This is a genomic window from Desulfobacterium sp. N47, assembly GCF_051233685.1.
Taxonomy (GTDB): Bacteria; Desulfobacterota; Desulfobacteria; order Desulfobacterales; family RPRI01; genus RPRI01.
Genome location: NZ_JBAMMY010000207.1, coordinates 1 through 22,217 on the forward strand (window position 1 = coordinate 1; position 22,217 = coordinate 22,217).

Below are 22,217 nucleotides of genomic sequence, written 5' to 3' on the forward strand. Positions count from 1 at the left end.
TAAAAGCTGGATTCCCGATAAAAGCATTCGGGTATTACAAAAGCATCATGTATGATGAACGCCTGTCAAATTCATAATCCCGGAATTGTCAAACTCCGGGAGTCTCCCGGCAGAGCCGGGAGTTTACCTGCTATTAATTAAGTTCCTTTTTTATATTAATTTGTTATGAAAGTTAGTGTATTATGTCGATTTTGAATACATATCGCATATTGGGTAGAATAAATTCTTGGCTATTGACAATAAAATCCATATTAATTAAATTAAAAAATTGACATGAAATTAATTGTTTCCGAATCTGTTAAACCAAAAATCATCGTCTATAGAATCTGATTTGATCATGCATTTTCTATAATTTTTATATAAAAGAAGAATATATAATCCATGACTTTAATACAAGGAACAAATATTTCGTCTGATAATGCCAAACTTTACCATTCCCTTGGTCATACTATAAAAGAATACCGGCAATGGCGGAAGATGAGTCAGCAAAAACTCTCCGAATCAATCCAAATAAGTGTTCGTGAGTTACAAAACTGGGAAGCTGATCGCCACCGTGCCAGAATCGAAAATCTCCACGATCTTTCCGAATTTACCGGAATTCCTATGCAGGCATTAATTTCACTTAACGCTGACCAGCCTGTATGGTATTCTTTGGATAAAAGGCAGTTTAAGTATTCTTTGATTGAGGAAGATCAGTTTTCGTCACGTGAATTATTCAGATATAACGGAAAATCCGCAGATGATTTTCTTATAAAATATATACCGATTACAACTGACAGGCAAATTAATATTATTCTTTCATGTCATCGTGATATTTACAGTACCGAAAGGCCTTTACCAAGAGATGTGATTAAAAAAGCTGCCGCGCTTCTTCCAAGTCTTAACAATATCACCTTTGACTGTTGGAATCATTATGTAGGGCATCAGGTATGTTTGCCCATAAAAATGGATATATATAACGATATTATAAAATCAAAGAGTATAGACAATTATCTGACTTCAAGAAATATTAATGATATTATTAGGATGGATGAAGGGGTTTTATTCTATTATTCAGTATATTCAGCTTCTGTCAGTGTTGCGCGCCGCCTTGTTTTAGACGGTTCCCAATCTCTTTCTGAAATAGAACAAAAAGAAAGATTTCTTCTCGCAACTCACACGGCTACAAAAGAAGCAATAACAATTCAGAACAATATGGGGATGAAACTTGTAAGAGAATATGAACATAAATATAATAAAACAAATCCTGTAATCTATGAACAAAATTTAGATGTTCATATAAAGCTTACAAAACCTTATGGTTGGTTGATCGAACAGTTTGACGGTAAAGCAGGAAAAGTGCAGGAATATGGTTCTTCCATTGACGTTGATAAAACATCTCTTGTAGTTGATGGCAATATATCCAATGACCAAAATGAAAATATTAAAAGTATCAAAAAAACAGCACAAGCCTGTACAAATCCAAAGTGCAAACTGTATGGTAAAACGAAACAAGGCAATATAGTATCAAACGGAACATACCGTACAAAAGACGGTACCCCCGGTTGCCGGTTTCTATGCAAAGTATGTGGCAAATCTTTTTGCAACAGAACAGGAACTATCTTTTATGACTTAAGATCTTCAGAAGATAAAATTCTAAAGGCCCTTAAGCTATTGCTTGAAGGAATGCCTTTGCAAAAAGCAGCGGACTCGTTAGGGATAACTTTCAACACTATCCGTCGCTGGCTTGGTGTAGCTGCCGGACAGTCAAATAAAATTGATGCCATTTTAAAAAAAGATCCCGAAGTATCACAGGCCGATCTTGATGCATTATGGGCTTTTGTTAAAAATAATTCTCTTCGCCAACGGGCGGCTCTCCGGAACTGGTCTGATAATAAATTATATATTACTTTAAACAAACAACAAAACGGATAAGGAGGAAATTAAATGCCAAAAATAATCATCGCTTTATTTTTAACGATTTTGTTCTTTTACGGATGCGGAGAAAAAGCTGAGGAAACGGCAATTGAAAAACAAATTAAAAAAGCAACCGGATCAGAAGCAAAAGTTGACATTTCTGATAATAAAATCCATATAGCCGGAAATACTGAACAAGGTTCGTTTACTATGTCTGTGGGTAAATCTGCAGAAATCCCGAAAGATTTTCCAACAGATATTTTTATCTACAAGCCTTCTCAGACGGCAGCAGCTATGAAAATGCCTGAGGGTTATTCCATTTCCCTTACAACCGAAAATGAAGTTGCGAAGGTTGCACAGACTTATCAGAAAGAGATGAAGTCTGAAGGCTGGTCTGAAAAAGCAAATATGAATTTTAGCGGCCAATCAGTTTTTGTATATGAAAAAGATAGCCGTATCGCAAATATAGCAATTGCCTCAGCGGAGGGTATAACTAATATTACTCTTACTATTGCCAAAAAATAGGTCTGCCCGCATATATATCTTTTACGAAAATCAGGAAACATACAAGGTCAGCGATATATGAACATAAATGCAGATGTGTTTATGCTAAAAGAATATATTTATGAAACAATTTCTTCTTCTTTGGAATCGCTGACTTTTGGGATGCTTTACAAGATATCAAATAAACATTTTAAGATTGAAAGATATGATTTTAAAAACACTGTGGATGAACTTGTTGCCGAAGGAGAAATAAGATATTCATACAGACACGGGTGTTCTTTTTTGGAAAAATCTTTTGAAAAACCCATTCAAATATCAAAACGCATTTTTCTTGTGCCCCATCAGATGAATTTTTCAGTCAGACCCGATGATATTGCAATAAAAATTCAATCGGGAATATCTTTTGGACGAGGGGATCATCCCACAACAAGGCTTGCTTTAAAAAGTATAGAATATGCTTTTGAATCTAATAGCTTTTTTGATAGCTGCTGCAGAAATTCAACGGTACTTGATATAGGAACCGGAAACGGAATTCTGGCAATTGCCTGTGTTCTGTTTGGTGCAAAAACGGCTACCGGCATTGACACAGATACATGCGCAAGAAAGGAAGCAAAAGACAATGCCGATATAAACGGACTTGGAGACAGGATAATAATTTCTGATAAAACCGTTGAAAATATAACCGGGCAATTTTCTATAATTACAGCAAACCTTCGCTATCCGACTCTAAAAAGGCTATACCCGGTAATGACGGAATTAACCGCAACAGATTCCCTGCTTATTTTTTCCGGCGTAAAAGTGTCCGAATGTAACGAACTGGCCAGATTATATACAAAAAATAATTTTATATGCTGCCGGGAGGAAAGTGAAAAGAACTGGTGTGCTCTTGTATTTAAAAAACAATAAACTTACTTTCCGGCTTTTATAAATTATTTGAATTAAAAGAATGTGAAAAATACTTTACAAAGAACAAACCATGAGTTATAGATGTTTCCGAAATTTAATTAATCGTTCCATTTATATATAAATATAGAAATACGGTATGGACAATTTAATAACTCTCGTAATAGCTACCCGTAATAACGGCAAAACCGCAGAAATTGCAGACCTTTTTAAAGATCATCCTGTAATAATCAAAAATCTTTCTGATTTTGGCCCCATATCCATCATTGAAGAAGATGGAAAAACCTTTGATGAAAATGCATATAAAAAAGCTAGCTTTGCTGCAAGAGCACTTGGATTTCCGGCTCTTGCCGATGACTCAGGTCTTTTAGTTGAAGCACTTTCAGGAGCTCCCGGCGTTTTTTCCGCACGCTATGCCGGAGAAAATGCGACCGATGAGCAACGATGCTTAAAGCTGCTTTCCGGGATGAAAGGGGAAACAAACAGAAAGGCCGCTTTTGAGTGCGTAATTTCTGTTGCTGTCCCATCCGGCTTCGCTCTTACTTATGAGGGCCGCTGCGAGGGAATTATCACAGAAGAACTTTCCGGAACAAATGGATTTGGTTATGATCCCATATTTTATTATCCTCCTTTGGGAAAAACCTTTGCCGAAATGAGCATGGATGAAAAGAGTTCGGTTAGCCACAGGGGAAATGCGCTGAATGAACTGAAAAATGAATTTGCCAAAGTGCTTATATGGATACAACAGAATATGCTTAAACAGGATAAATTTAAGATCATGCCCGGATGCGAAAAAATCGATATTGAGATCCTATAGGGGGGATTCATATGCTTTTAAAAAATAAAGGGGTTGATGTTATTCTTGAAATAGGCGGTATAATATCTTTTGATGCTGCTTTCACTTTTCTTGAAAAAAAACTTGATCATGAAAATCTTTCAAAACTTCTTAAAATAAATCAAAAAGACGTGTTTTTGAAAATTGCAAACACTATTGCAATGTGTCTGCCGGATAGTATTTTTGTTTGTACCGGTTCCGAAGAAGACAGACAATATATTAGAGATCTTGCTCTAACAAATCGTGAGGAGACAAAACTTGCCTTAAAAGGGCATACTGTACATTTTGATTTAAAAGAAGAGCAGGGGCGAATTACCGATCGTACTTTTTATATTACAAATGATGGAGAAGAGGTAAGCTCCCTTGCAAAAAAAATATCAAGAGATGATGCGATTAATGATATAAAAAATAAAATGAGCGGAATAATGCTCGGCAAGGTAATGCTGATCGGCTTTTATTTACGGGGACCTTTAGGTTCTCCCATGTCTAATCCGGCCATAGAGATCACAAGTTCTGCATATGTCTTACACAGTGCTGAAATTCTTTACAGAAATGCATATGGTACTTTTGATAAGGAAGTCGCCAGATTGGGACATTTCTATACCAATATCCATAGCCAGGGACTAAACAGGCCTGAAGATCTTCCGAATGCCCGTGTTTACATGGATAGAAGTTATCAGACAACTTATTCAATTAATTGTACTTATGCCGGAAATACCCTTTTATTGAAAAAAGGAAACCATAGATTTTCCGTTGATAAGGCTGTGTACAAAAACCGGGGGGATGAGCTTTCGGAACATATGTTCATAACAGGAATTGAAGGGCCTCAAGGGCGTTTAACCTGGTTTGCAGGTGCTGCTCCAAGCGGGTGCGGAAAAACAACCACGGCCATGGCAGGGCATCATTTTATTGGTGACGATCTTGCCCAGATGTGGATTGATGAAAACGGCGCCATAAGATCTGTTAATCCGGAGTGCGGAATATTCGGCATTGTTGAAAATCTGAACTGGGAAGGTGATCCGTTGCTGATGGAACTTTTGAAAAATGAAGGAACGGAAGTCATATGGTCTAATGTTCTTATTGATGAAAAAGGCTTTCCCCATTGGACCGGAAACGGAGAAGAGCCGCCTGAAAAAGGATTCAATTTTCAGGGCTTCTGGAAAAAAGGCATGACAGATAAAAACGGAAAGCCTGTTCCTATTTCACATTCCAATGCGCGGGTTACGCTTGCATCAAAAGATATCACAAACTATTCCACTGACAGTGAAAGTTCTGATGGTGTTATTACAAGGATATTCACTTATAGCGGTCGTGACAGCGATACAATGCCGCCGGTTCGCGTGGCAAAGAACCCAGATCATGGTGTAGTAATAGGTGCATCGATAGTATCTGCCGCAACCTCTACAGAAGTCGGTGCAACCGGTGTAAACAGAGCCCCCTGGGCCAATGCGCCCTTTATACCGGGACCTCTTGCAGATTATATGGATGCCCAGTTTTGTTTCTTTGGAAACAAAAAAATAGCAAAAAAGCATAAGCCTGTTATGGCAGGGCTTAATTATTTTCTTACCGATAATGCAAGAGGCGGAACTTCAAATAAGCTTTTGGGGGAAAAACGCGATGTAAGGGTATGGCTGGAATGGCTGGAAAGAAAAGCTCATGATGAAGTCTATGCAATTGATACACCTATAGGCCAAATACCGAAATATAATGACCTTAGAAAATTGTTTTGGAAGATTATAAAAAAAGAGTACCTTGAATCGCTTTATATCAAGCAGTTTTCTCTTTATATTGACAATATTGTCGCAAGGATTGATCTGCAGATCGACGCTTATGGAAAAGAAAAAGGTGTTCCTGACAAATTATTTAAAGTTCTTAATGAGCAAAAGGAAGGCCTTATTAATCTTAAAAAACAGTTTGGTTCTGTTGTGAGTCCTGACGATCTTATTAAATTTAATAATAAGGGCAAGGCAGTCTGATCCTTGTAGATAAAACTGAAGTTCTTTTAAGCAGCAGCAAGATTAGCTGCCCTTTGTCGACGGCAGCTAATTAATTTGTATGAAATCCGAATAGCCCCAAAATCAGCTTTATGTCAGATCGGCATCGGCTTCCTTCAGACCGAGAGCTTCCGGGTTTTCATTCCATGGCGCCACTTTAAACAGCAACAGCATACCGGGAATGGCAATAATTGTGCAAAAAATAAAGAAGCTGGTCCAGCCAATGGCATCCACTATAAAACCGACGGATGCATTTGCAAAAGTTCGGGGTGTAGCCATAAAAGCTGTAAACAAAGCAAACTGGGTTGCTGTGTATTTAGGATGAGTGGAGCGTGCAATAAATGCGGTAAATGCAGCTGTGCCCAAACCCACACCCAGATATTCCATACTGATTACAATAGCCAATGCAATTTTATCATTGCCAAGTTGTGAAAGAATCGCAAAACCCACAATTGTAATCATCTGTATAAATCCAAATAACCAGAGCGCCCGATTTATCCCGATCTTAACCATCAGTAAACCGCCCATCATCCCACCGATAAGCATAGGCCATAATGCAGCGTTTTTTGCAATCAATCCGATTTCGGTTTTTGTAAAACCCATATCGAGATAAAAAGGCGTGGCTAATGCCGTTGCCATATTATCCCCTATCTTGTAAAGAAACATAAAAGCCAGTATCAGCAGCGCATTTGCAATGCCTTTACGACCAATAAATTCCTGAAACGGTTCTACAATAGCAGCTCTAAGTGCGCGCGGAGGCATATTGACACCCGGCTCTTTGACTGCCAGAGTCAAGCCGATTCCCACCAGCATAAACAATCCGGTAATCTGAAACACCGTATTCCAGGGCAAATGATCAGCCAATATCAAAGACAGCGATCCGGGAATCAAACCTGATATGCGATAGGCATTAATATGGATGGAATTACCCAGGCCAAGCTCAATCTCAGGCAATAGCTCCCGCCTGTAAGCATCAATTACTATATCCTGACTGGCACTGAAGAAAGCGACTGCCGCGCTTAAGGTCGCTATTACCCAGATTGATTCATGAGGATTAAACATGCCGAATAAAGCAATAACTATTAACAGGATAATCTGTGTTATCAGCAGCCAGCCGCGTCGCCTGCCCAAAAATGGCGGAACATAGCGATCCATAAACGGCGCCCAGATAAATTTCCAGGTATAGGGAAACTGGATAATTGCGAACAAGCCGATAGTGGAAAGATCGAAGCCTTCCGTCCTAAGCCAGGCCGGTATAAGCGAAATCAGAATATAAAGCGGCAAGCCGGAGGTAAAACCGGTAAAAATGCAAATAGACATTCTGCGATTAAAAACCGATTTCCAGAAAATGCTTTTTGTCATTAATGTTCTTTTCAAATTGTTAATTCAGTTAATAGCGATTACGGTATGTCGTGATAACCGCGGCGCAAGGAGCCGGCATCAGTAAAGAAGTGTTATTAAAACACTTATCACGTTAAAGAAGTATATCTAATTTGAACGAAGTGAAGAGTTTAAATCATACGTCATGGGAATGCAAGCATCATGTTATGCCGGCAGAATTCACGGTAATTCTTCTTTTATTACGATAAACGACAAAAGCATATAAGCAATATTTCTGCTGAAACTGCTTGTGAAGAAAACAGCATTGTGGTTATAATAAAATTGTGCATACAGTGATAATTGCTTAAAAAATTTTACCGGCGAAATGGCAAAAATAAATGAAAAATATTGAAAATGAACACAGCCTTATGGCTAAACGGACAGCAGATCTTTTTTCCCAAAGAAAAGAGATTATCTTATTGCCCGCCGAAAAGGCTTTAGACCGTATTTTGGAAGCAAAACATCCGGCAGCAGTTGTACATTCCTTTCCGGAAGAAGATTTTTATTTTCTTATTAACGACATAGGTATTTACGATTCTTTTGAGCTTTTGAATTTAGCTTCCGAAAAACAGTGGGAACATATACTTGATGTTGAGCTCTGGGAAAAGGACAGAATCGATATAAACTCGGTTACAAAATGGTTTGACATTTTGTTTCAGGTTGCGCCTCTGCGTTTTGCAGAATGGGTAGCTGAAAAGAAAACGGATTTTATAGAATTTTATCTATATAATAATATACAGGTTGCCGTAAGAGATCATGATCAGGACCCATCAGATCTTGGCAATGATTTTATAACATTCGACGATGTTTTTTATTTTAAGGTGATCGACAATTATGGGTGTGATTCAAACGGTAGTGATGTGGAACCGGAAGAAAGGTATAAAGAGCAAAAAAAAGATTTTATTATAAATATGCTGGAAAAAATTGCTGAATACGATCATATAAGATATCAGAGCATATTGCTTGAATCAATGACAGTTCTTCCTTATGAAATGGAGGAAGAATTTTACCGTTTAAAAAATATAAGGCTTTCGGAAAAAGGGTTTTTGCCCTTTGATGAGGCTGCAGGAATTTACGCTTCTTTAAAGCCGGATACAATTACAGCCGGAAAAAAATCTCTTAAAAAAAGTAATAAAAATATTCCTTTCATGCCGCTTCCTCTTTATCCCTTAAAAATGTTAAATGAAGATAATCTGTTTTCAATGTCGCTAAAAACAATTGATACAGGCGAAACGCTTATAAAAATTCAAACCGAATTTGCTGTTCTTTGTAACCGGATTATCTCTGCGGATCAAAAGAAAATTAAGAATAAAGATGAACTGAAAGATACAGTAAAAAAAGCATGCGGATATTTAAGCATCGGAATCGAGCGCTTAATTGCACAGAATCAAATCCGGGATGCCGGAAATGCTGCATCTATAATAAGCACGTATCACCTTGAAAATATTTTCAGAACCGGTTTTAGCCTTGCATCAGAACTTAGTCAACGCGCAAAAACATGGTTGAACAGAGCATGGTTTATTAAACAAGGTCTTAAATTAAGTTTCTGGGACGAAGAATGGATGGGGGTATTGGGCGGACTTTTAATCAAAAAACCGCTATATTTTGATAAACAAAAAAACAGCTACATCTACAGGGATTTTTATTCCGTTTCGGATATAGTTGAAAGCCGTAAAAAACTTGAAGAAGCCATTGCCTTTGACGATCTTGTTTCTTTATTGGATATTGATATAAAACAGATCAAAAGCTATAATTTAAATTATAAAAACCTTATTCTTACCCTTTTTGCAAGACATTGTCTCAATTTATCCGAAGTACCGCTTCCGATATTACTCATCGAATTTAAACGTTTTTTTAAGACTCTGTGGAAAGGAAAAGGTAAAAACCGTAAAATAGATATTTTGGCAAAAGAATCCTTTTTGGATTGGATTTGCACAAAAACCGGTTTTAAACACGTTGAGATTACAGAGCAATTAGGCCGGGTTTTTGAAAATATTTTCATTGAAATTGAAAATGAGTATGGAATGGTTGCAGTTTCCGATCTGGATACAAGATATATTAATCTTTTTCTTGTACAGAAATAAAAAATAGGTACATAAATGTTTTCCCGATGAAAAGATATTGTAGTTTTATCTCATCAGATTTTAACAATTTCTTCTTTTAGAAGGCAACAGGCTATCTTATATTCAGGAATCCCGTCTTTTTTACAGCTTAAATTACCGGGTTGTATAAGTTTATTCATAACACAGCCTTCAGGAATGGAAAGTTCAAAAAGGTCTGCTTCATTTATTTTTCCGGTTTGTACCAGCTTGTTGTCTTTAAATTCCATACTGTGAACCGGATAATCTTCACATAAAGGGCATCTGTATACTCTTCCGTTTGGAAAAATAAAATAATTATCAGCCACAAGTCCGGCGCATTCGAATTTATCTTCAGGATCTAAAAATACTTTCGGATAAGTAACAGTGATACCATGCATTGAAATGTTTTCAGCTATTACTGGTATGTTATCAATCCATTGTTGTCTTAATACCTGAGGTTTTTCTTTTCCCTGAAATGATGCACACTTTGCTGACTTTCCCCTAATTCCTATAACCTGGATAAAAAATCTGCCGATTTTAAGATCACAAAGCAGCGGTTCCATCATTGCAAGCTCATTTATATTGGCGCTGCTTACAGTATATATCAGGCTTGTATTAAAACCTTTGGATACCGATTCTTTTATCCCGGAAATACATCTGTCATAGGAACCCTTTCCTCTTAACATGTCATTTGTAGATTTTGTTGCACCATCCAGGCTGAAACTGATAAAGTCAATCTCATCAGGGGTGATCTTTGATAAAAACCTGTTAAACAGATAACCGTTTGTATCAACAGTTATTGATTTATATCCTGTATTTTTTGCATATTTTACAGCCAATGGCAAATCAGGATGCAAAGTGGGTTCACCGCCTAAAAAAACTACGTTTGCAATTTTGTTCTTTGCAGAAAACGCATCAAGCCATGATTTTATTGTTTCTAAGGATAGTGTGGTTTTTCCATGCTGTTCTTTGTTTATATAGCAATGCAGGCAATTAAGATTGCATTTTGTAAGAATATGGAAAAATATATTGGTGGAATTTTTTGAAAATGAAACGGTTTTTTTTTCTTTCATTGATTATTTTGAATAAGTTGCTCTATCTCTTTTTTGGCTTTTACAAGTTCCTCATTTGTCAGACGCAGCCTTATAGACATATATTCTGCAAAGATCCTGTATAAAAGCAGAAGAAAATCGAGTTGCTCATCCTTATCACCGTCTTTAAGTTTTCTTTGAGCCGAAGTATCAACGGCAAGACATACTGTTTTACCAAGAGCATAAACCGATGCCGAACGGCTGAGAGTATCGATAATTCTCATCTCCCCGAAAATTTCGCCTTTTTTATCAATTATTACAATATCGAAATTTTCTTTTACCACTCTGACTTTGCCGCTTAGAAGAAAATAAAGCCAGGTGTCTTTTTCACCCTCGGTTATTATAATTTCACCGTCTTCATATTCCCTGATCTTACTTAAGCGCAAAAGTTTTGCAAGGCTTTGTATCTCAAAATGCTTAAGAGTTGGAATATTCATCAGCTTTTGAATATTTTGCATATTATCCTGAAGATATTTCGACTCAATCATAGCGCCTCCTGCATGATAATATCCTGAAAAATGTACTTACATAAGCAACGATCCACATCTAAACAAGCTAAAAAATCCAATAGCATTTTTGGCTAATAACACATAAAATATTATTTTTCAAGACAGTCTTTTGAAAGATATTCATCGAATTCAACCGGATAACACCCATCGAAACAGGCTTTGCAAAAATTGTTTTCCGGGTTTTCAATGCCGGTAGATTCCAGAAGTCCGTCTATGCTCAGATAATACAAAGAATCAAGGCCCAGAATGTCTTTTAGCTCGGATACTGATTTGCTTGCGGCGATAAGCTCACCTCTTGTAGAAAAATCGATTCCGTAATGACATGGAAATCGATGCGGCGGGCCGCTTACACGCATATGCACCTTGTTTACCCCGAGTTCCCGAAGCGCTTTCACCCTGGTTTTTACGGTAGTTCCCCTTATTATTGAGTCTTCAATAATAACTATATCCTTGCCTTTAAGAATCTCTTTTACCGGATTTAATTTTATCCTTACTCCGAAATCACGCATACTTTGTGTCGGCTGTATAAAAGTTCTTCCTATATAGTGGTTGCGGATCATTCCCATCTCAAACGGTATTCCCGATTCTTCCGAAAAGCCTAAAGCTGCGTATGTTCCCGAATCAGGAAAAGGCATTACAAGATCGGCCTTTGTAGGATATTCTTTAGCAAGGCGGCGGCCATGCGCCTTTCTTATCTGATAAACATTTTTGTTAAATATAGTGCTGTCGGGTCTTGCAAAATATATAAATTCAAATATACAAAGTGACTTGCAAGTTGATATCGTTGTTTTAATGCTTTTAAGCCCGTCTTTATTTATTATTACAATTTCACCCGGTTCAAGCTCTCTTATAAATTCGGCCTCAACAAGATCAAGCGCACATGATTCAGATGAAAGAACGTAGCTTCCGTTAACTTTGCCCAAACAAAGCGGCCGGAACCCGTTTGGATCTTTTATCCCGATCACATCGCCTTCGTTTGTGAGAAATATAAATGAAAAAGCGCCTTTTAGCCTTGATACTGTCTCAACAAGAGCCTGTTCAAGGCCATGGTTCAGATTTTTAACAAAAAGATGCAAGAAAATCTCGCTGTCCATTGTCGTCTGAAAAATAGAGCCGCTTTCTTCAAGCTCATTTTTCAGGGCAAACGCATTAACAAGATTGCCGTTATGCGCAACAGCAAAAGACTTTTTTTTATGATAAATAACAAACGGCTGGGCGTTTGAAATTATTGAACTTCCTGTAGTCGAATACCTGACATGGCCGATGGCGCTATGCCCTTTCAGATGTTCAAAATGATGCATATCAAAGACATCCGATACCAGCCCCATACCTTTATAATCATATATTTTATTATCTCTGGATACAGCAACTCCCGCACTTTCCTGACCTCTGTGCTGAAGAGCATATAAACCGAAATATGTAATCTTTGAAGCTTCCGGATGACCGAAAATTCCAAACAGTCCGCATGATTCATGCGGTTTGTCATCAAAATACGACTCATCTTCCAACGTATTTGAATCAGAGATAATTAAATCCTGCTTTTTTGTCACTTGCTTTACCACTCCTTGTAACACCTATGTTTAATTGTAATCCTGTAAGGCTTTTACTGAAAGTTTTTTCCCCTTGAGTTCTTCTATTCCCCTGCAAATAGCCAAAGCTCCCGGAATTGTTGTGATACAGGGAACATTGTATTTAATTGCCGCACGACGTATTTCATAACCGTCGCGCATGGGTTCGGCCCCTGTTCCCGTATTTATAATAAGATGCAGGCTTTTGTTTTTTATAGCATCAACAACATGAGGACGTCCCATAGACACTTTGTTTATAGATTCATTGGGTATGTCATGCTCGGCAAGAAAAGTGGAAGTTCCCTTTGTCGCCAGAATATGAAATCCCATGTCATAAAACTTTGAAGCAACCGGGATAACCGATTTCTTGTCCGAATCCATCACGCTTATAAAAACATTTCCCGATGTCGGAATTTTTTGTCCTGCGCCAAGTTGCGCTTTCGCAAATGCCAGGCCAAATGATGAATCTATACCCATGACTTCACCTGTTGACTTCATTTCAGGACCAAGAAGTGTATCAACATCCGGAAATCTGTTAAAGGGCAGCACAACTTCCTTGATTGAAACATGGGTTGGAACTTTTTCACTGACAAGACCAAGATCGGAAAGAGATCGCCCCAGCATTACTTTGGTAGCAAGCTTTGCAAAAGGAATACCGGTTGCTTTGCTTACAAAAGGTATTGTTCTTGATGCTCTGGGATTTACTTCAAGAATGTATAGCTTATCTCCCTTTATGGCATACTGGACGTTCATCAGCCCTATAACTTTAAGTTCAGTTGCCATAGCTTTTGTAGCAGAGGTAATCTGGTCTATAATATCCTTGCTAATACTGTGAGGAGGAAGAACGCATGCCGAATCGCCCGAATGGACTCCGGCGGCTTCAATATGTTCCATTATTCCACAAATTATAGTTGCTTTTCCATCTGAAATTGCATCAACATCAACCTCTACCGCTTCTTCTAAAAATTTATCTATCAGCACAGGATGCACAGGAGATGCTTCGATAGCGATTCTTGTAAAATTTTCAAGATCCTTTCTGTTATAAACTATCTTCATGGCTCTTCCGCCAAGAACAAAAGATGGCCTTAGAATTACAGGATATCCTATAGATTCGGCTATGATTGTTGCCTCTTTTATATTCAATGCGGTTCCGTTTTCAGGCTGAACCAGGCCGAGTTTTTTCAACATGACCTTGAAAAGTTCCCTGTTTTCAGCATTGTCTATGCTCTCAGGTTGAGTACCAATTATCGGCACACCGGCATTAAAAAGAGGTGTTGCAAGATTAAGAGGAGTCTGCCCGCCAAACTGGACTATAACACCAAAGGGTTTTTCCGTTTCAACTATGTTTAAAACATCTTCTTTTGTCAAAGGTTCGAAATAAAGCTTATCGGAAGTATCATAGTCGGTACTGACCGTTTCAGGATTGCTGTTGACCATGATGCTCTCAATACCCTCTTCACGGATACCGAATGAAGCCTGTACACAACAGTAATCGAATTCAATCCCCTGCCCTATTCTGTTCGGACCACCTCCTAAAATCATGACTTTTTTTCTATCCGATACTCTTGCTTCGTTTTCCTCTTCATAAGTTGAATAATAATAAGGAGTCGCTGCCTTAAATTCGGCGGCGCAGGTGTCAACAAGTTTATATACGGCCCGTATATTTAATGTTTCTCTAAGTTTTTTAACGGAATCTTCATCTGATCCTGTAAGATATGCAATCTGAACATCCGAGAATCCATAAGATTTTGCTTTGCGCAAAAGGTCTTCTGAAATATTTTTTCCGGCATCGGCAATTATTTGTTCAAAATCAACTATTTGTTTGATCTGATAAAGAAACCATGGATCAATGGCAGTCAATTCAAATATTGAGTTTACGGACATGCCGTTTAAGAGGGCATAACGAATATAAAAAATCCTCTGGGAATTGGGGATCGAAAGTTTGTGCTCAATTTCAGATGTTGATATTTTCTCCCCTTCGGGAAAGGTCAGATCTTTTCCGTCTGCGCCAAGACCGAAACGGCCGATTTCAAGTGATCTTAATCCTTTTTGCAGGGCTTCCTTAAAAGTTCTTCCGATAGCCATTGTTTCGCCGATCGATTTCATGGCGGTTGTAAGATAATCTTTTGTTTCGGGAAATTTTTCAAAAGTAAATCTGGGAATTTTTACAACGCAGTAATCAAGAGTCGGTTCAAATGAAGCAAGAGTTTCTCCCGTTATATCATTTTGTATCTCATCCAGCGTGTATCCGACTGCAAGTTTTGCGGCAATTTTTGCTATGGGAAAACCGGTCGCCTTTGATGCAAGAGCGGAGCTTCTTGAAACCCTCGGATTCATTTCCACTACTATCATGTCTCCGTTTACCGGATTTACGGCAAACTGAACATTTGATCCGCCTGTGTCTACGCCTATTTCCCTCATGATTGCAAGGGATGCGTTTCGCATCTTCTGGTATTCGGCATCGGTTAAGGTCTGGGCAGGCGCAACAGTAATACTGTCTCCCGTATGTATTCCCATTGGATCCATGTTTTCAATAGAACAAATTATGACCACATTGTCATTTTTGTCCCGCATCACTTCAAGCTCGTACTCTTTCCAGCCTAAAACGGATTCTTCAAGCATTATCTGCCCGATTAAACTTGCATCAAAACCTGACTTTGCTATTATCTCAAGATCCTCAAAATTATATGCTACCCCTCCTCCTGTGCCTCCCAAAGTAAAACTTGGCCTTACAATAACCGGAAACCCAATTGTATCTACTATCTTTATTGCCATCTCCATATTGGTGGCAATGCCGCTTTCGGGTATCCGAAGCCCTATTCTGTTCATGGCTTTGCGGAAAAGGTCCCTGTCTTCGGCTTTATTTATAGACTCAATGGATGCCCCGATCATCTCAACCCCGAATTTTTCCAGAACACCCATTTTTGCCACTTCAATGGCTGTGTTAAGGCCGGTCTGCCCGCCTAGTGTAGGCAGCAAAGCATCCGGGTGCTCTTTTTCTATTATCATTGCAACTATTTCCGGAGTAACCGGCTCAATATATGTTCTGTGAGCCATGTCAGGATCGGTCATAATTGTGGCGGGATTGCTGTTTACCAGCACAACTTCATATCCGTCTTCTTTCAAGGCCTTGCAGGCTTGTGTTCCGGAATAGTCAAATTCGCAGGCCTGGCTGATTATTATAGGACCTGCTCCAATAATAAGAATTTTATTTATATCGGTGCGCTTAGGCATTTTTTATCAACTTTGTAAATTCATTAAAGAGATAACGGGAATCATGAGGACCCGGAGATGCTTCCGGGTGATACTGAACGGCATAAAGAGGAAGTTTTTTGTGTCTGAAACCTTCGAGGGTGTTGTCGTTAAGATTTATATGCGTCGGTTCCACATCATTTGAGTTTAAGCTTTCAATATCCACAACAAAGCCATGATTCTGGGATGTTATTTCCACTTTGCCTGTCAACAGATTTTTAACGGGCTGATTTGCTCCCCTGTGTCCAAATTTTAATTTATGAGTTTTTCCTCCAAGTGCAAGGCCTAAAAGCTGATGTCCGAGACATATACCGAATATAGGCTTGTATTCCAGAAGTGACCGGATTGTATCTATTGCATAGGTAACAGGCTCAGGATCACCGGGACCGTTTGAAAGAAAAATACCGTCAGGCGAAATTGCCTTAACAACAGCAGCCTCAGTTGAAGCCGGTACAACCAAAATTTTGAAACCTGCGTCTTCAAGGCATCTTAAAATGCTGTATTTTATTCCAAAATCAAAAGCTAAAACACAATATTTGCCATCTTTGTTACCCCATACGGAATTATCAAGTTTTTCGGCTTTCTGACCGCATGGCAACACTTTTCCTTCAGACCAGAAATAAGGTTTATCAGTCGCAACTCTTTTGACAAGATCGAGCCCTACCATACTTGGTATGTTTTTGGCCTTTTTAACAAGAGAAGAAGGGTCCGTATCAAATGTTGAAATATAAGCCCGCATTGCTCCGGTGTCTCTGATATGCCTGGTAACCGCACGTGTATCAACATCTTCAACTCCAAGAACATTCTCATTCAGAAGATAGTCCCTCAAGTTTCCTTCGGATCTGAAATTGCTTGGAATATCCTGATATTCCTTTATTATAAAAGCAGATACTTTTATTCCGGCAGACTCGATATCTTCGTGATTTACTCCGTAATTTCCTATCAGAGGATAAGTCATTGTAACCATCTGACCACTGTAGGAAGGATCTGTTATTACTTCCTGGTATCCGGTCATACTCGTATTGAATACGATCTCACCGAAGGCTTCCCCTTCTCCTGTAAAACTTCTGCAGGCAAAGGTTCTTCCGTCTTCAAGAGCAAGCAGTGCTTTTTTATTATATTCTTTCATATGATTATAAAATAGATCTTTTATGTCCAAACCGTTAAGTAAAAAAAAATTAAGCAACTTCTATCACGTTTTTTTATTAAATCAACAATAGACTTTAATATAAAGTCTTTTTGATTTCATCCAGTAATGGAGGTTTCAAAATCCTCCATTTAGGTTTTATTGCTCTATCATCATTCCATTCGAATTCAACAGCCTCAAAAATTTCAGGTATGATACGCTCATTTCTTTCCCCGTAGTATTTTAACGGGTAATGTTCAATCCACAACATTCGGTGAGGATCTATATGAAAGTCTTTTGTCACCATTGTAGCTATATGACCGGCACAGCTTCTGACCGACATTTTGCTTTCAGGCATATCCGATACAACAACGATTATAGGCCTTAAAGTCGCTACACCTTTTTCAGCCGCCTTTGTCAGATCATATATTCTTAGCTTGCACATACCGCTTGCAAGATTCAGCTTGCCGCCCCAACCTTTCCAGAAATATATAGTGTCATGAATAAGCATAATAAATCTCATAAAATTCAAAACCGATGGCTTTGCAAATAATCCGTCTTTAATATAATAATGCATCATTTATTGGTCAACCATTTATATTCATAAAAAATACACCACTGAATTTTCGACTCTGAGCATTTTATATGAAAAACATGTTGCCAAAAACCATTTGACACCTTATGGGCAAAAAGATAATCTTAAGTTGAACATTATCTTCTTTGCTGAACCGTAATAACGGGCACTAAAATTAAAGGAATGAGGTTTTTACAATGCAAAAAACTATAAACACAAAGGAACTTCGCGCATCTCTAACAAAAATTGTTGAGGAGGTTAAACGCGGGGAAAACTTTACAGTGCTATACAGGAGCCGTCCCGCCTTCCGGATTGTGCCAATTAATGATTATGATAGGGTTTCCCTCCCTCTTTCGAAAGACCCTCTTTACCATGCCGGCGCTCTTGGGGAATCTTCTGATGGTCTGACCGCCATTGAACATGATACGATCTTATATGGAACTGGGGTTAGAAGACGTTTTAACAGGGGATCGGCATTTTTCCACTGCCGGTTTCCGGATACATCCGGTTCACTTCAAACCATAAAAGTATTATCAATTCCCCCGGAAAAAATAAAGCACCTCAGTAAATTTTTCCTGTTCCACTTTTTTTAATCCCATTTATTTCATTACCAAAGAGCCGGTTTCAAAGTTTTCCTTATTTGCTATAAAAAGAATAAAAAAAAGTTGATTTTGCCAATTCAAACTGATAAGCCAACTCCAATTAAAAGCATTCATCGATAATGTGATGATGCTATGAGCAAAAAGTTTCACAATTATTTAAAGGTTGCTCTCGTACTAATATAGAAACAATCAGGCGGATGCTGATTCAGTTATGATTAAAATACTAAACGCCAACAAACCATTGAATATATATATTACTTACAGTTATCCCGCTTTCGTTAGTTCTGTCATGTAGTAATAATCCCTTATCCACTACAACAAAAATCACAGATATTCTCGCTTCACCTTCCAAATACACAGATGAATTAGTGCGCGTAAAAGGCAAGGTAACAGAGTCTTTCCTTTTTTTGGGACAGGGCTATTTCATGCTTGCAGACGATACCGGAACAATTGCCGTCATACCATCAGAGACATATCCAAAGCTTGGGAAAGGGATTCTTTCGTAATAATGGCAAAATTAAAAACCGTTTTTAAGAGTATAAAAGATGTATGTTTTGGAAAAGATACGTATATAGGAATTATAACAAACAAAAGATTAAAAAGGGGGAGAAGAAATAATGAGAAAATGCTTCATGAAGTTGGTTCCGGCTATAGTGATTATAATGATTTTGGGTTTGGCGGGATGTGCAGCAACCTTGAAGGTGCCGCGCATGAAACCGGCAGAGATCAATCTTGCATCGTATAAGACGATTGCAATTGGGAATATTGACGGGACAGGCGGTAAAGAAGTCGAGGGGTTGCTTACTCAGGAACTGAACAATTGTGGGCGATTTGAGGTTGTTGACCGTGCGCATACGGGTAATATTCTGCATGAACAGAATTTAAATATGACGGATTCGTTTGATTCCCAATCCGGAGCCAAGCTCGGCAAAATGATGGGCAGCTCCGCACTCATTTTTGGGAACATAACCAGGCATAACTATGATCAAAAATCAAAAACCAACGAAAGTACTTGTTACAATGCCAATAAACAAAAATACACTTGTTATACATATTATATCGATGGGATATGGAACCTGAACACCCAATTCAAAGTGGTTGATACTTCAACCGGAAAAATACTTGCAACAAAGGCGATTAAATCTGATGCAAACAAAAGCGTTTCGGAGGAAGGTAAGCGACCAAGTATTGATTGGGATAGAGATACCGTTTTCGAAGGTCTTTATAAAAAGACGGTTGATGATTTTATGCGGATGATAGCACCTTATAGAGTTATTGAGTCGGTTACCATTTTTGAAGATGGGTCGCTTCCTGATTTAGAAAACGGCCGGAAATTTGCGGAAAGGGGCGATTGGAACTTGGCCGTGGAACGGTTTAAGTCAGCCTGCAATACTGCTGATAGTAATCCTGAGATCAAACCCAAATGGCGGGCCAGAGCGCATTACAATCTTGGTATAGCGCTCGGTTATAGCGGAATGGATTACAAGCAGGCGCTGGACGAACTGCAGAAAGCTCAGAATTTTTATCCAGGCGATGATGAGTGTATTAATGCGATAGGAAAAATTAACGAGTTCCAGGCTGATGAAAGAAAACTCAAAGAACAAGGTGCAAGCTTGAATTGAAAGCTCGTGTCATACGTGGTGTAAAATATGCGATCTTTGTTAAGATGTTTTGTTTTCGTAAGTATGGTTTTTTTCGCGAGTGCCTGTGCCGAGACTAAACCTGTCTGGCTCCCAAACGGTAACCATCCTGCGTTTTCTACTGGCCAATATCTGATTGGTATTGGTGTAGCGACAAGGACACGCGATAAGGATGGTGATATCCAACGTGCGGATGCAAACGCCCGTGCTGAAATAGCCAAGCAGATTCAGGTTCATTTGGAAGAGCAGATGCTGTCGGTTTCGGAACATCGGATAGAGAATCATGGCGGTTCCAAACCAGTGAGAGAGTCATCCAATGAAAGTATTACTATCCGGAATAGACAACATGTAATCTTCACCGTCGAGGGGGTCGAGATAATCGATCGGTTTTTCGACGAAAAAGCCAAATGCCATTATTCCATGGCGGTAATGCACAAGGCTCGTACATCGGCACGGCTCACTGCCGAAGCGGAAGATCTTTATGAACAATCGGCACAACTTGAACATGAGTCCGATACGTTGCTATCTCGCAATGAGCTCGTGATGAGTATTCAAAAACTGATCGTGGCGACACAGAAATATGAGGATGCAGATACGAAACGCATGGTTGCATCCATCTGTGGCGGACCGCAGATTCTCAAAATACGGGAGAATCCGTGCCTAAAACTCAATCAGATATTAGAAAAGATACATATCATCTGTTTGAGCGGCAATGGGCAACATGCCCAAATTGGAAGAAGTCTTCCTGAGCCGGTAAAAGTAATGGCTGTTTATGATAGAGACATACCAGTTGCTCGCTTACCGCTACTGGCTCAATTCCAGGCACGCTCGGAAAAGTCGGATATGACAGTACATTGCGATGATAAGGGGGTAGCAGTAATAACTGTCAGTGATATTGGAAAGACCGGCAAGGAAGAAAATGCCTTGAAAATAGGCCCGGCATGGCGTGATGTGGTCAGGGCCGCCTTGAAAGAAAACTCAGATGCGTGGCAGGATCGTCTGAGGAGTCCCATCTTGGAGGTTGGCTACAAACTCAGGACTGAAAATACTTCTAATGTAATTATCATAAGCTCAATCGAGAACATGGATACGGTGATTAAACTTGAAAAATTTAATCACCGTTTAATCCGGCAGCTAAAGGAATCCGGGTTTACCGTAAAGGGAATTGAGATATGTAATGGGCAATGCACACCCAACGAAGTCATGAAACAATTTGCCGATAAGGCGGATCTATTGGTTCTGGTCGATGGATCAATAGCATTTTCAGGATACAGAGCGGGGTTCCCAATTTATCGGGCGCATATGACTTTGACCTGCTGTGATTTGATCCGTAAGGATATTAGCGCCACAAGTGGAGGAGAATCAATCGCTGGTGCATCCGATAAAACAAAGGCTGCCCAAAAGGCCATATATCAAGTTCTGGATGAGTTGTCTGGGGATTTTGTTCGTAAGATGAAAGAACGGCTACAATAAATATGTTCTATTAAAATAAGGGGAGGATAACGAGATGAAGATAAAAAAGGTTTGTTGCAACATTCTTTTGGGATTTATGATGGTGTGTTTGGGAATAGGCTTATTCGCCTGTGCGGAGAAAGTACCGCCAAAGCCGGAATTGGTAATGGAGAGAGAGTTTGATGGCGCACCGGACTGGGTGACAAAAGGCTGCAATTCACATAAGGAAGATAAGAAAAGTCCATCCAAGATCTGTGGCGTTGGTTCATGCGGAAGTACACGCAATCCCTCTTTAGCCAGGGAATCCGCTATCGGCCGGGCGCGTACTGAGATTGCCAGAAAGCTTCAGACAAAAATAACGTCAATGTTGAAAGATTATCAGTCCACCACCACCGGTGGAGAAAACTTCGGCAATCAAGCTGCGGATGAACAACATATTGTTCATGTTTCTAAACAGATTACGGACATGAGCTTGTCAGGCACCGAAATGGTCGACTCATGGGTAAGTAAGAATGGAAATTTCTACGCACTCGTGGTCTACGATGTCGATAAATTTAAAGATTCGGTAAATCAAATCGGCAATCTCAACGAATCTATACGCAAAGCAGTGATAGAAAGAGCTGATAAAGCGTTTGAAGATTTGGATGCCCAAACCGCCAATGAATGTCAGTAAGGAGTTGTCACAAAATAACCTTTACATTTAAAACGTACATGCTATACTGCATGCATGGAAATAAGGTTGATAAAAAAACGCTTCGAAATGCTTGCGCCAATACTTGACGAGAAAACACTCAGACTTTTTGTCGCTAC

The 22,217-nt window shown here is 39.0% G+C and carries 18 protein-coding genes; 11 read left to right on the forward strand and 7 right to left on the reverse strand.

What is annotated here, in order from left to right:
* Window positions 1–381 precede the first annotated feature (381 nt).
* The 5 genes from VXK47_RS13660 to VXK47_RS13680 all read left to right on the forward strand — a co-directional run bounded on the left by VXK47_RS13660 (window position 382) and on the right by VXK47_RS13680 (window position 6,114).
* Window positions 382–1,914 carry a helix-turn-helix domain-containing protein gene (locus VXK47_RS13660; RefSeq protein ID WP_435549342.1) on the forward strand — a complete coding sequence of 511 codons (1,533 nt, stop codon included), beginning with the start codon at window positions 382–384 and terminating at the stop codon, window positions 1,912–1,914.
* A gap of 12 nt (window positions 1,915–1,926) precedes the next feature.
* Entirely contained in the window at window positions 1,927–2,421 is a 495-nt protein-coding gene (locus VXK47_RS13665; RefSeq protein ID WP_435549343.1) for a hypothetical protein, read from the forward strand.
* 81 nt (window positions 2,422–2,502) lie between these two features.
* Window positions 2,503–3,306, forward strand: coding sequence for a 50S ribosomal protein L11 methyltransferase (locus VXK47_RS13670; RefSeq protein ID WP_435549344.1), 804 nt, complete (start codon window positions 2,503–2,505; stop codon window positions 3,304–3,306).
* A 136-nt stretch (window positions 3,307–3,442) separates the two neighbouring features.
* Window positions 3,443–4,120: a non-canonical purine NTP pyrophosphatase gene (locus VXK47_RS13675; protein ID WP_435549345.1), complete on the forward strand. Its 678-nt coding sequence runs from the start codon at window positions 3,443–3,445 to the stop codon at window positions 4,118–4,120.
* Window positions 4,121–4,131: 11 nt separating this feature from the next.
* Window positions 4,132–6,114, forward strand: a complete 1,983-nt coding sequence (locus VXK47_RS13680; RefSeq protein WP_435549346.1) for a phosphoenolpyruvate carboxykinase (GTP) — start codon at window positions 4,132–4,134, stop codon at window positions 6,112–6,114.
* Window positions 6,115–6,222: 108 nt separating this feature from the next.
* On the opposite strand, the gene VXK47_RS13685 is transcribed toward VXK47_RS13680, so the two are convergent.
* Window positions 6,223–7,494 (reverse strand): AmpG family muropeptide MFS transporter, encoded by a 1,272-nt coding sequence (locus tag VXK47_RS13685; protein ID WP_435549347.1) that lies wholly within the window; start codon window positions 7,492–7,494, stop codon window positions 6,223–6,225.
* A gap of 356 nt (window positions 7,495–7,850) precedes the next feature.
* On the opposite strand from VXK47_RS13685, the gene VXK47_RS13690 reads away from it, so the two are divergent.
* On the forward strand, window positions 7,851–9,596 hold the full coding sequence (locus VXK47_RS13690; RefSeq protein WP_435549348.1) for a DUF6178 family protein: 1,746 nt from the start codon (window positions 7,851–7,853) through the stop codon (window positions 9,594–9,596).
* A 53-nt stretch (window positions 9,597–9,649) separates the two neighbouring features.
* Here the strand turns inward: VXK47_RS13690 and VXK47_RS13695 are convergent, their stop codons facing one another.
* The 6 genes from VXK47_RS13695 to VXK47_RS13720 all read right to left on the reverse strand — a co-directional run bounded on the left by VXK47_RS13695 (window position 9,650) and on the right by VXK47_RS13720 (window position 17,650).
* Window positions 9,650–10,666 (reverse strand): radical SAM protein, encoded by a 1,017-nt coding sequence (locus tag VXK47_RS13695; RefSeq protein ID WP_435549349.1) that lies wholly within the window; start codon window positions 10,664–10,666, stop codon window positions 9,650–9,652.
* Window positions 10,663–11,172 carry a cyclic nucleotide-binding domain-containing protein gene (locus VXK47_RS13700; protein WP_435549350.1) on the reverse strand — a complete coding sequence of 170 codons (510 nt, stop codon included), beginning with the start codon at window positions 11,170–11,172 and terminating at the stop codon, window positions 10,663–10,665. The genes VXK47_RS13695 and VXK47_RS13700 overlap by 4 nt, the downstream gene beginning before the upstream one ends.
* Window positions 11,173–11,282: 110 nt before the next feature.
* Complete coding sequence (gene purF, locus VXK47_RS13705; RefSeq protein WP_435549359.1) at window positions 11,283–12,719, reverse strand: amidophosphoribosyltransferase; 1,437 nt, start codon at window positions 12,717–12,719, stop codon at window positions 11,283–11,285.
* Window positions 12,720–12,773: 54 nt separating this feature from the next.
* The gene (gene carB / locus VXK47_RS13710) at window positions 12,774–15,995 is read right to left on the reverse strand and encodes a carbamoyl phosphate synthase large subunit (protein ID WP_435549351.1); all 3,222 of its coding nucleotides are present in this window, start codon (window positions 15,993–15,995) and stop codon (window positions 12,774–12,776) included.
* Window positions 15,988–17,142 (reverse strand): carbamoyl-phosphate synthase small subunit, encoded by a 1,155-nt coding sequence (carA, locus tag VXK47_RS13715; RefSeq protein ID WP_435549352.1) that lies wholly within the window; start codon window positions 17,140–17,142, stop codon window positions 15,988–15,990. Before carA ends, carB begins: the two co-directional genes overlap by 8 nt.
* Window positions 17,143–17,236: 94 nt before the next feature.
* Complete coding sequence (locus VXK47_RS13720) at window positions 17,237–17,650, reverse strand: hypothetical protein (RefSeq protein ID WP_435549353.1); 414 nt, start codon at window positions 17,648–17,650, stop codon at window positions 17,237–17,239.
* Window positions 17,651–17,910: 260 nt separating this feature from the next.
* Between VXK47_RS13720 and VXK47_RS13725 the strand changes: the two genes are divergently transcribed.
* The 5 genes from VXK47_RS13725 (at window position 17,911) to VXK47_RS13745 (ending at window position 22,080) form a co-directional block, all read left to right on the forward strand.
* The gene (locus tag VXK47_RS13725) at window positions 17,911–18,306 is read left to right on the forward strand and encodes a type II toxin-antitoxin system Phd/YefM family antitoxin (protein ID WP_435549354.1); all 396 of its coding nucleotides are present in this window, start codon (window positions 17,911–17,913) and stop codon (window positions 18,304–18,306) included.
* Window positions 18,307–18,823: 517 nt separating this feature from the next.
* On the forward strand, window positions 18,824–19,060 hold the full coding sequence (locus VXK47_RS13730; RefSeq protein ID WP_435549355.1) for a hypothetical protein: 237 nt from the start codon (window positions 18,824–18,826) through the stop codon (window positions 19,058–19,060).
* A complete protein-coding gene (locus tag VXK47_RS13735) occupies window positions 19,026–19,937 on the forward strand; it encodes a CsgG/HfaB family protein (RefSeq protein ID WP_435549356.1) in 912 nt (303 codons plus the stop codon). Before VXK47_RS13730 ends, VXK47_RS13735 begins: the two co-directional genes overlap by 35 nt.
* A gap of 27 nt (window positions 19,938–19,964) precedes the next feature.
* Window positions 19,965–21,428, forward strand: coding sequence for an LPP20 family lipoprotein (locus tag VXK47_RS13740; RefSeq protein ID WP_435549357.1), 1,464 nt, complete (start codon window positions 19,965–19,967; stop codon window positions 21,426–21,428).
* A 34-nt stretch (window positions 21,429–21,462) separates the two neighbouring features.
* Window positions 21,463–22,080 (forward strand): LPP20 family lipoprotein, encoded by a 618-nt coding sequence (locus tag VXK47_RS13745; protein WP_435549358.1) that lies wholly within the window; start codon window positions 21,463–21,465, stop codon window positions 22,078–22,080.
* The last annotated feature ends 137 nt before the right edge of the window (window positions 22,081–22,217 follow it).